6 protein-coding genes are annotated in these 11,299 nt (G+C 71.7%); all 6 read left to right on the top strand.

Features of this window, described 5'->3' with window-relative positions; all coding sequences use genetic code 11:
* Positions 1–13 precede the first annotated feature (13 nt).
* Entirely contained in the window at positions 14–1,813 is a 1,800-nt protein-coding gene (locus D7V88_RS32805) for a PP2C family protein-serine/threonine phosphatase (RefSeq protein WP_120544559.1), read from the top strand.
* Between the two features lie 8 nt (positions 1,814–1,821).
* On the top strand, positions 1,822–4,335 hold the full coding sequence (locus tag D7V88_RS32800; RefSeq protein ID WP_120544562.1) for a tetratricopeptide repeat protein: 2,514 nt from the start codon (positions 1,822–1,824) through the stop codon (positions 4,333–4,335).
* A 38-nt stretch (positions 4,336–4,373) separates the two neighbouring features.
* Positions 4,374–5,258, top strand: a complete 885-nt coding sequence (locus tag D7V88_RS32795) for a PhnD/SsuA/transferrin family substrate-binding protein (RefSeq protein WP_120544561.1) — start codon at positions 4,374–4,376, stop codon at positions 5,256–5,258.
* A gap of 312 nt (positions 5,259–5,570) precedes the next feature.
* The gene (locus D7V88_RS32790; protein ID WP_443651622.1) at positions 5,571–8,054 is read left to right on the top strand and encodes a TonB-dependent receptor plug domain-containing protein; all 2,484 of its coding nucleotides are present in this window, start codon (positions 5,571–5,573) and stop codon (positions 8,052–8,054) included.
* Positions 8,055–8,079: 25 nt separating this feature from the next.
* On the top strand, positions 8,080–8,907 hold the full coding sequence (locus tag D7V88_RS32785) for a hypothetical protein (protein WP_341870743.1): 828 nt from the start codon (positions 8,080–8,082) through the stop codon (positions 8,905–8,907).
* A gap of 4 nt (positions 8,908–8,911) precedes the next feature.
* The coding region (locus D7V88_RS32780; RefSeq protein ID WP_147448952.1) for a serine/threonine-protein kinase at positions 8,912–11,299 on the top strand (2,388 nt) is incomplete at its 3' end.

The raw sequence follows: 11,299 nt of genomic DNA, 5'->3' as shown, positions 1-11,299 counted from the left end.
CCCCAGGTGTGCCTTGTCCCGTACGAACACGCGCCTCGACCCCGCGCCTGATGCCCCTGATGCGTCCTCCGACGCTCCGACGGGGGCCACTCCGCCCCCACCCCCTGAGTACACCGGCACGCACTCCCGGGAACTCACCGTCATGCGCGGGGAGAACACGTCCACCCGGATGACCGGGTCGGTGGGCGTGCCCGTGGACGGCACCCACACCCTCATCGCGCCCCTGGAAGCCGGAGAGCTGCCCAACGTGGCGGCCATCCGCGGGCTGCGGTTGGATCAACTGCTGCTGCTCACCACCGGGGCGATGGTCATCATCATCGTGGGCCTGCTGGCGGCGCTCTCCGCGAAGACGACGGAGTCGCAGCTCACGGAGGCCTCGGACCGCTTCACCCAGCGGCTCCAGTCCCAGGCGCGCGAACTGGGGCAGACGGTGAGCCATACGCTGGCGCTCACCTCCGCCACCAGCCTGCGCGACAACAACTACGCGTTCCTCACGGAGGTGGCGCGCTCCATCATCGCGGACAACCGCAACATCCTGCGCGTGCAGATGTTCGACGCGGACTCGCAGTTGGTCGCGGACAGCGACCCGGCCGCGAAGCTGGGCTCCTCCGGGGGCCGCACCGCCGAGCGCCGCTGGGCCAGCGCCTTCTTCAACGGGCAGCCCGTCTTCGAGTTCCAGGAGCCGCTCGACTACGGCGCGCAGGCCGGCAAGGGCGTCGTGGTCATCAGCTACTCGCTGGAGGAGCTGCAGAAGCAATTGCACGAACTGGAGGATGCCAACCGCGCCGCGGTGCGTGCGAACACGCTGCGCATCGTGGGCCTGGGCCTGGGCTTCGTGGTGCTCGCGGGCGTGCTGGCCGCGTACCAGAGCCGCCGCATCACCAAGCCGCTGGGCGTGCTCACCCACCGCGTGATGCAGCTTGCCGCCGGTGACCTGGGGGCTCGCGCGGGCACGGCGCCGGGCGCGGGCCGCGAGGTGACGACGCTGGGCGTGGTGTTCAACCACATGGCCGAGCGCATCAAGGTCCTGCTGGAGGACGTGCGCGCCAAGGCGCAGTTGGAGCGCGAGGTGTCGCTCGCGCGCACGGTGCAGGAGACGTTGCTCCCCGGCCGCGAGGCGGTGACGGTGGGGCCGCTGCGGCTCGCGGGGCTGGTGGTGCCGGCGGACGCGTGCGGCGGCGACTGGTGGTTCCGCGCCGCGCTGGATGACCGGCGCGTCGTCATCGGCATCGGGGATGTGACGGGCCACGGCCTGTCCACCTCGCTCGTGGCCACCAGCGCCACCAGCGGCTTCGCCTCCGCCATGACGCTGCGCGAGCCGTCGCAGGTGCACGCGCAGATGCTCATCACCGCGCTCAACGTGACGCTGGCCAACGTGGGCCGGGGCGAGCACCAGATGTCCAGCGCGCTCGCGGTCATCGACGTCTACAACGGGCAGATCGACTACGCGGCCGGTGGCCACCCCGCGGCGGCGGTCTTCAACCGCACCACCGGACAGATGGCGTCGCTGCCGGCGCGCGGACCGCTCCTGGGCGCGAACGTCGCGTCGGAGTTCACCTCGCGCCAGGCGCAGTTGCGGCCCGGCGACATCGTCGTCTGGTACACGGACGGCCTCACCGAGGCGCGCGACGGCACCAACCGCCTGTACGGCACGCAGCGCCTGGCCGCCGCGCTCCAGGCCAACGCCCACCTTCCCGCCGACGCCCTGCGCGACGCGCTCCTCGCGGACGTGCGCGCCTACAGCGCCGGTCAGCCGCAGCGCGATGACATCACCGTCATCGTCGCCGAATTCAGCCCCGCCCCCTCGCCGTGATGAATCGCATGCGCCCATCCTCCCGCTCTCCGCGCCGCGTCTCCACCGCGCTCGTCCTGCTGGCCTCGCTGGCCGGCCCGCCGACGGCGCTCGCGCAGTTCCGCCCGCCGCCCGCCACGGAGGCCCAGCGCCAATCGGAGCAGGGCGAGCAGGCCCTCGTGTCCGCCAACGCCGCCGCCGCCAAGGGCGACAAGAAGGAGGCGGAGGAGAAGTTCCGCCGGGCGCTCCAGCTCTTCGAGCAGTCCCTGGCCCAGGAGCCCCAGTCCGTGGCGACCGCCGCGGGCCTGGGCAGCGCGGCCAACGCGCTCCAGGACTTCCAGCGCACGGTGGCGCGCGTGCAGCCCGTCTTCGCCCAGAACCCCGGGGAGCTGTCGCTCGCGTATCCGCTGGGCACGGCGTACTTCAAGCTGCGCCGCTTCAACGAAGCGGTGCCGGTGCTGGAGCAGGTGGCCGCCGCGGATCAGCCCGACCACCTCATCGTCCACTACTACCTGGCCAGCTACTACCTGTACGTGCAGGACGGGAACAAGGCGGTGACGCGGCTGCAGCGCTACCTGGCCCTGCGCCCGGAGAAGCTCGCCGGCAACGACTTCCAGATCCACGAACTGCTCGGCAAGGCGCACCTCTTGCGCCGGGACGCGCCCGCCGCGCGCGCCGCGTTCGAGAAGTCCCAGGCGGGCCGGGCGGAGTCCGCGCCCGCGCAGATTGGCCTCGCCGCCGTGCTGGAGATGGAAGGCCGCGTGCCGGAGTCCCGCGCGCTGCTGGAGCGGCTGGTGACGAAGTTCCCCCAGGTCGCGGAGCCGAAGGAGCGCCTCGCGCGCCTGTACCTCTCCGCGGGGGACGTGCCTCGCGCGGAGGCCCAGGCGCTGGCGCTGGTGAAGCTGGGCGCCACGCCCGCCTCCCACCTGCTCTTGGGGGATGTACGGCTCGCGCAGAAGCAGCCCTCGCAGGCGGAGGCGGAGTTCCGCAAGGTGCTGGAGCTGCAGCCGGGACTGCTGCTGGGGCAGATCGCCGTGGGCAAGGCGCTCCAGGCGCAGGCGCGTCACGAGGAGGCCATCCAGTTCCTGGAGACCGCGGTGAAGTCGGGCGGCGGCAGCCTGGAACTGTGGGCGACGCTGGGCTCCGTCAACCGCCGCGCCGGCCGCTTCCAGCGCGCGGTGGAGGTGCACCGGCGCGTGGTGGAGATGGCGCCGCGTCAGGCCCTGGGCTGGATGCTGCTGGGCGCGGACCACTTCGCCACCGGCCAGTGGGATCAGGCCATCGAGGACTACGGCAGCGCGCTCCAGGTGCAACCCAACCACCCCGGCGCGAAGCAGTGGCTGGCCCGGGCGCTGGCCCACCGCGCGCGGGATCGCGCCGGCACGCAGCGCCTGGACGACGCCGTGCGCGACCTGCGCCGCGCGTACGACCTGGACCGCTCCGTGGCCATGGGGCGCCGCCTGGGCGCGGTGCTGCTGGAGAGCCGGCAGTACGCGGAAGGCCGCAAGGTGATGGAGGGCGCCGTGACGCTGCCGGGCGCGACGTGGCGCGAACACCTGCTGCTGGGCTACGCCCGGCTGGGCAGTGGCGACGCGCAGTCCGCGCTCGCTTCCTTCACCCAATCCAGTGAGGCCACGCAGGAGCCGGATCAGCGCGCGGAGGCGTCCGCGGGCGCCGCGCTCGCGGAGGTGGAGCTGGGCCAGGTGGACGCCGCCGTGCAGCGGCTGTCGGACGCGGGCCCGTCCAAGAGCGCCGCCAAGGTGGCGGAGGCGAACCTGCCGCGCGTGCTGGTGCGCCGGGCCCTGGCGAAGCTGGAGGCGGGCGACCCCGTCGCGGCGAACCGGGACCTGGACGCGGTGGACCGGCTGGGCACGGGCAAGCGAGGCGATCTCGCGAAGCTGGCCACCTTCGCCCGGGCGCTCACGCGCGCGGAGGAGGGGAAGTTCGCGGAGGCCTCGTCCGGACTCAAGCGCGCGCTCACCCCCGCGCCGGAGTGGGCCTGGCCCAACACGCGCACGCTGGCGGACGCGTGGGTGCTGTACCGCCAGGGCAAGGTGGCGCCGTCGCGCAAGCTGCTCACCACCGCCCAGAAGAAGCCCATGCCCGGGCAGCCCCGCTGGATGGGCGCCCTCACCGGCGCGCTCTTGCGGCGCGAGGCGGCGATCGCGTACGCCTCCGGCAACATGAAGGCGTCGGAGAAGGCGCTGAAGGCCGCGCTCGCCGTGACGCCCGACGACGCGCTGGTGCAGCACAACCTGGCGTGCGTGGACTGGCGCCAGGGGGACACGTCCGGCGCCGTCGCGACGTGGAAGCGCCTGGAGCCGAGCGTGGCCGTCGCCTCGCTCAACCTGGGCATCGACGCGCAGGAGCGCCGCCACGAGCCCGCCGAGGCCGTGGACGCCTGGCGCCGCTATCTGGCGGCGGGCGCGGGCCCCCGGGCCGCCCAGGTGCGTGAGTGGAAGGATCGCCTGCAGGGACTCTACGGACTGGGGGACGCTTCCGGCGCCGCCCCGGCCGGGGTCACCGCCGAGGAGACGCCGTGAAGAAGACGCCATCCGTTGTCGCGCGGTGCGGCCTCGCGCTGTTCGCCGCCGTGTTGTTCCTCGTTGCCTCCCCCGCGTCCGCGGCGCCCAAGAAGGCGACCCTGGGCGTGTTCCTCGCCACCACGCTGTCGGATGGCCAGGAGCGCTTCCAGTACGCCGAAGCGCTGGCCCAGAAGCTGGAGGCCAGCCTGGGCCGTCCCGTCGCCGCCCGCAGCTTCGGCCGCTACGAGGACTTCTCCAAGGCGGTGGGGGAGGGCCTCATCGACTTCGCCGTGGTGGACGCCTGGGCCGCGGTCCAGTTGGGCGCCAAGGCCCAGCCGGTGGCGTACGCGCCCCGCGCCGGAGAGACGCAGCAGCGCTGGGCCATCATCTCCACCCAGAAGGGCTCCGTGAAGGACCTCGCCGGCAAGCGCATGGCGCTGGTCAAGGGCGCGGGCCCGTCGGATCCGAAGTTCGTCTCCCACGTCGTCCTGGGCGGCGACATGGACGCCCAGAAGCACTTCAAGCTGGTGCCGGTGCCCAACGTGGAGTCGGCGGTGAAGATGCTGGAGGCCAAGGGCGCGGAGGCCGCGCTCGTGCCGGTGGCGCACGCGCCCAAGGACTTGCGCGTGCTCTTCCGCAGCGGCCGGGTGCCGGGCGCGGTGCTGGTGGAGCTCAAAGCTTCGGGGGATTCGCTCTCCCAGTCCCTGTCCGCCGTGGGCGCGGTGGCCCCCTTCGACGCCTTCGCGGCCATCCCCGGCCGTGAGTTCGAGGACTTCCGCAAGCTCGTCACCCAGGGCCCACCGCGCCGTCAGCCCGTCCTGGTGGACGCGCCCGACCTGCGGGTGGAGACCCCCGTCCTCGTGCAGGCCGAGTCCCTGGGCCCCGCGCTGCCGCCCTTCACCGACGACCTGGCCGTCACCTCCGAACAGCCGGATGACTGAGCGCGGCACGGTGATCCGCGAGCCCTACCCAGCGTGTCTGGCGACACGTTTTACCGGATCGACAGCCGCGACTTGGCCTTAGGCCAGTTATTGCGGTAGTTTGAGAAGTCGAGCGGAACGCCTCCGTTCAGGGGTGGAAACTCGCCCCTGCGGACGATTGCCAGTCGCAACGGCTCTGGACCCTGGCGAACTGAACCGCGGACATCGCTGCCTCCCCTCGTGGAATTGAGAACGATGGACTCGACTGTGTACGGTGTGCCGCGAAACAATGCGGTGAAGAGGTTTCCGGAGCGTCTGGGCGCGCGAGCGTGCATGACGATGGTGGTCTGCGTCCTGGCCCTGCTCACGGTGGACCGTGCGGAGGCTCAGGAGGCGGCTCAGGATCCGGCGCCCAAGACGACGCGCACGAAGCCCGCTCGCAAGCGGACGCCGCCAGCCGCGGGAGCCAAACCTGCCCGCGTGGCGAAGCCCCGCAAGGGAGCCAAGCCGCCCGCGCCCGTGCCGGAGCCGGACGCGCTGCCGGCGGGAAGCGGGCCCGTCACGGACGAGCCCGTCCTCGCCTCGGAGCCGCCGGCCGATCCGCCGTTGGGCGGAAACCCGTACGCGTTCCCGTCCGTCGCGGATCCGGCGCCCGTCGCGTCGCCGGCGTCGCCTCCGACGTCCATCCCGGCCGGTCCGCTGCCGTCGGATGCTCCGTCCAACCCGCCGCCTCCCGCGGCGTACGGGAATCTTCCCCTCCCTGGCACGCCGACGGACAACGTGCCGGATCGCGCGCCGTTCACGGAGCCCACGTCGGACCGGCCCCTGCCGCCCCCTTCCGGCCTGGCGGACCTGGACACGCTGACGCCCGACTTCGAGGACACCGTCAACCAGGTGCTGAGCGAGGCCGTCGTCACCACGGCCGGCAAGCGCAAGCAGCGCATCTCCGACGTGCCCCTCACCGTGTCGTGGATCCCCGCGGAGGAACTGGAGGGCACCGGCCAGTTCTCGCTCTGCGAGGCCATCCAGTACTTCCCCGGCATGGAGTGCCGCCGGGGTTCCATGCGCAAGGCGGCGGTGAGCGCTCGCGGCCTGGGCTCCAACTACCTGTCCAACCGCCTCCTGCTGCTCAAGGACGGCCGCCCGCTGACGGATCCGTGGACGGGCCAGTTCTACGCGGATGAGACGACGCCGCTCGTGAACCTCAAGCAGGTGGAGGTGATCCGCGGTCCCGGTTCGTCCCTCTACGGCTCCAACGCCTTCAGCGGCGTCATCAACATCATCGAGCGCCAGCCCGGCGACCTCATCGCCAAGGGCCAGAACGTGGGCGCCGACGCGCGCATCCTCGCCGGCCAGGACAAGACGTGGCGCCTGCAGACCAACGTCGCCGGTCGCGGCGGTCCGGTGGAGGCGCTGCTCGGCTACTACGGCTTCGGCTCGGATGGCCCGCAGCTCTTCAACAACCCGCAGTTGAACCAGACGGACACCAACGAGGACTCGCTGGTGCACCAGGTGAACGGCAAGGTCCGCGTGGGTTCCTTCGCGCTGGACGCGGACTTCACCGACGCCAACATCGGCCGTCCGGGTGGCCAGAACATCTCCACCGTGGGCAACTGCGGCCGCTGCCACTACACGGCGCAGGACAACGAGCACGTCCAGAACCTGAACGCGTCCATCCAGTTCGATCAGCCGGTGACGGACAACGTGCGCGTGTTCGCGCAGGCCTACACGTTCTTCAAGCGCCGCGACGTGGCGCTGGAGAATGAGATCACCGGCGCGTTGGAGAACACGCTGGGCAAGCGCAGCCGGCTGGGCGGCGAGGCGCGCGCCCTGTTCACGCTGGAGAAGCTGTCGCTCACCGTCGGCGGCGACGTGAAGGCCGACCAGGTGAACAACCAGAACGTGCTGCCGGGCCTGGGCCTGGACGACACGAAGCAGACCATCCTGGGCGGCTTCGTGGACGCGGAGTTCCGCGCCACGGACCGGCTGGTGTTCGGCGCGGGCGCCCGCTACGACAACTACCAGATCCCCGAGCGCGTCTGGGAGGCCCGCACGGATCAGATCTCCCCGCGCGCCAGCGTCGTGTTCCACGCCATCCCGGAGCTGCTCACGCTGCGCACCAACTACGGCCGCGCCTTCCGCGCGCCCACGCTGGCGGAGTTGGCCATCAACCAGCAGATGTACGCCGCGACGCTCCTGGGCAACCCCGGACTGCGCGCGGAGACGCTGGACACGGTGGAGGCCGCGGTGGACTTCTGGCCGCTGGATCGCCGGGTGCGCCTGACGGGCACGGGCTTCTACAACCAGGCCAACAACTTCATCAATCAGGAGCTCCTGTTCGGCTCCACGTCGCAGTTCAAGAACCTGGGCGACGCGCGCGTCGTGGGCTTCGAACTGGAGGCCGCGGCGCAGGTGCCGCAGCTCAACTCCTCCTTCGACGTCGCCTACCAGTTCCTGAACGCCAAGGCGCTGCCCCTGGATGGCGGGCCCAGCTACCCGCTGGACTACGCGCCCACCCACCGCGTGTACCTGCGCGGCCGGACCAACATCGGCAAGTACGCCTTCGTGGAGCTCTACGGCCTGTTGGTGGGCCCCCGCTTCGACCCGGGCTTCGTGGTGGACGAGAACTCCGGCACCTCTACCCGCGTTTCACTCCCCAGCTACATCACCGCGACCGCGCGTGTGGGCTTCAACGTCCACGAGCGCGTGGCCGTCTCCCTGCTGGGGACGAACCTCTTCAACGCGAAGTATGAAGAGTCCCACGGCTTCCCCGCACCCCCGCTGGGCGTCTTCAGTGAAGTCCGGCTGCATTACTAGGGCCTTGTTGGATACCGTTGCCCCCGTGAAGGACACCCCCCTGAAGTTGACGCCGGACACGTCGATGACGCCGGAGGCGCTGGACAAGGCCTCCGGGGTGCTCGCGCGGGACGGCCTGTTGCTGGGGCGGGGCGATGTCGCCGCGCCCCAGTTGGTGCTCTTCGACGGGCGCCTCACACCCGCGTACGCGGCGCTGCTGGAGCGCAAGCCCCCGGCGCTGCTGCTGGCCACGCGGGAGCCGGGGGGCCAGCCGTCCTCCTGGGAGGTGCGGCTGTTGGGCGCGCTGCTTCGCGGCGGGGCGCTGCTGCCGCCGGAGGCGTCCGTGTCGCGCGAGGAGCTGGGCAGCGTGGCGGACGTGACGGCCGCGGGCGAACGCGCGGCTGAAGCGGTGATCCAGTCGGGGGGCTCGAAGGTGGCCGCCAGCCGGGTCGCGGATGTGGTGCATGAAATCGGCGTGAACGCATTGCTGGACGCGCCGGTGGACGACGCGGGGCAGCCGAAGTACGCCCACCGACGGGGACAGGTGCAGGGCGTGGCGGACGAGGATCGCTGCCTGTTGTCGTGGGCGGTGGTGGACGGCCGCGCGTGGCTGGAGGCGACGGACCGCTTCGGCCGCCTGACGACGTCCCCGCTGGTGCGGGTGGTGAAGGCGTGGGGTGAGAAGGCGCAGGTGGACGCTTCTGGCGGTGGCGCGGGCCTGGGCCTGCGGCGCATCCTGGAGCACAGCGACGCGGTGGCGGTGCGGGTGATCCCGGGGCAGAAGACGCAGTTCGCCTGTGGGGTGGACCTGGGGGATGCGCGCCGCAGGGCCGCGCAGCCCAAGTCGCTGCTGTTCTGTCTGGAACGAGGGTAGGCGGGTGGAGAGCCAAGCTTCCAATGCCAGCATCACCTCCCTGCGCGTGGGCAGCCTGCTGCACGTGCGCGTGGCCGGGGTGATCGACGAAACCTTCCCCCTCACCCCGTCCTCCAAGGGCCTCTCCGGCCTCGTGGTGGTGGACCTGGGCCTGGTGGAGCGCATCAGCTCCTTCGGGGTGCGCCGGTGGATTGAGTTCGTGGGCCACCCGCCGCAGGGCGTGGCGGGGCTGTACGTCATCAACGCGCCGCCGGTGGTGGTGGATCAGCTCAACATGGTGGAGGGCTTCGCGGGCGTCGCGCGCGTGCTCTCCCTGCTGGCCCCCTACACCTGCCGCTTCTGCAAGGAGGACCGGCTGCGGCTGGTCCGCCTGGTGGAGGAGGCGAAGGTCCTGGATCAGGCGGGTGCCCCGGAGCACCACTGCCCGGTGTGCTCGCAGCCGCTGGAGTTCGCGGACGAGCCCACGGAGTTCTTCGACTTCGCGCGCCGCCAGCAGTTCTCCGCGGTGGACCCGGCGGTGCTGCGCTATCTGCGCTCCAGCATCCCGTCGGAGCCGTCCGAACTCTCCTCGCACCTGAAGATCGTCCAGGACGACATCACCTTCATCACGCTGGCCAGCGTGCTCAAGGGCGACCTCAACGTGCGACGGCTGGCGTCCGGCCTGGAGGGCCGCGTCGCGTTCGACTGCTGTCACGTGAGCACGGTGGAGCCGGAAGCGCTGCCGCGCATCGAACAGGTGCTGGAGGTCGCTTCGCAGGGCGCGCAGGTGGTGCTCAGCCGCGTGCCCCCGCCGATGCTGGCCGTGCTGTCGAAGTCCACCAAGACGCTGCCGGTGAAGCTGGCCACGCTGTGGCTGCCGTGCGACTGCCGCAACTGCGGTCAGGTCACCCACCAGCGCATCCAGACCTCCGAGTACCTGGAGGTGCTGCGCGCCAAGGGCAGCATGGAGCGCGTGTGCCCCATCTGCGGCGGCAACGCCCGGGCTCCGGCGCTGGCGCAGTTCCAGGGCCTGCTGGCGCGCACGCCGCTCACCGAGAAGGCCCAGGACGACATCGAGGCGCTGGAGCAGCGCGCGCTCAGTCAGTACCTCTTCGGCGCCACCAACTCCGAACCCGGCAGCAAGAACACGTCGCCCACGGACGTGCATTCGCAGGGCAGCGGCCGGGTGCAGATCATCCGCCGGCTGGGGCAGGGCGGCATGGCGGAGGTGTTCCTCGCCAAGCAGCAGGGCGTGAAGGGCTTCGAGAAGTTCGTGGTGATGAAGAAGATCCTCGCGCAGTTCGCGGAGAACCCCGAGTTCGTCGACATGCTCTTCGCGGAGGCCCGCGCCAACGCGCGCCTCACGCACCCGAACATCGTCCAGACCTTCGACGTGGGCGTGACGGACGGTGTCGCGTACATCCTGATGGAGTACGTGCGCGGCCCGGACCTGAAGCGCCTCATCACGGAATTGCGCCGCAAGGGCATGGCGCTGCCCCTGGAGCACGCGCTGCGCATCGTCGCGGAGGTGGCCGCGGGCCTGCACTACGCGCACAGCTATGTGGACCCCTCCGGCACCGCGCACCCGGTGGTGCACCGCGACGTGTCCCCGCACAACGTGCTGGTGTCGCTGGACGGCGCCATCAAGCTGTCCGACTTCGGCATCGCCAAGGTGCAGGGCGAGGAGCAGACGCAGGCGGGCGTCATCAAGGGGAAGATCTCCTATCTCTCCCCGGAGGCCGCCAGCGGCCGTCCGCTGGACTGGCGCAACGACGTGTTCGCGCTGGGCGTGGTGCTCTTCGAGCTGCTCACCGGACAGTTGCCGTTCCGCCGCGACCATGACGCGGCGACGCTCGCGGCCATCGTGCGTGAACCCGCGCCGGTGCCCTCGCAGTTGCGGCCGCACATCCCGCAGGATGTGTCCGACCTCATCCTGCGCGCGCTGGTGAAGGACCCGGCGCGCCGCACGCCCACCGCGGCGGCGATGCGCGAGGAGATCGAAGCCGTCATCACCCACCACCGCCTCTCCTCGTCGCCCGCGTCGGTGGCGCAGTACTTCAAGGAGACGCTGGGGGACCGGCTGGTGGAGTACGCGCCTTCGTCCGCCAGCGGTTCGGGAACGGGCTCCAACCCCCGGTCGCTGATGCCGGGCACGGGCTCGCACCCGAAGCCGTTGGGCCCGGGTTCCAGCTCCGGCTCCGGTTCGGGCGCCATGCGGGCTCCGTCGGACCTGTCCCGGCCGCCCGTGCGCGGCTCGGGCAGCCTGCCGCGCATGGAGGCCGAAATGCGGCCGCCGCCGCCGGTGGCCGCGCCGGACGCGGAGCGGGGCACCGAGGTGGTGTCGGTGCACTCCGAGCCGCCGCGCCCGCCGCCGGTCGCCGCGCCCGCCCCCCGGCCGTCGCGCCCCTCGGGC

This window comes from Corallococcus terminator, assembly GCF_003611635.1.
Lineage (GTDB): Bacteria > Myxococcota > Myxococcia > Myxococcales > Myxococcaceae > Corallococcus > Corallococcus terminator.
This window is presented reverse-complemented; position numbering and strand designations above follow the sequence as displayed.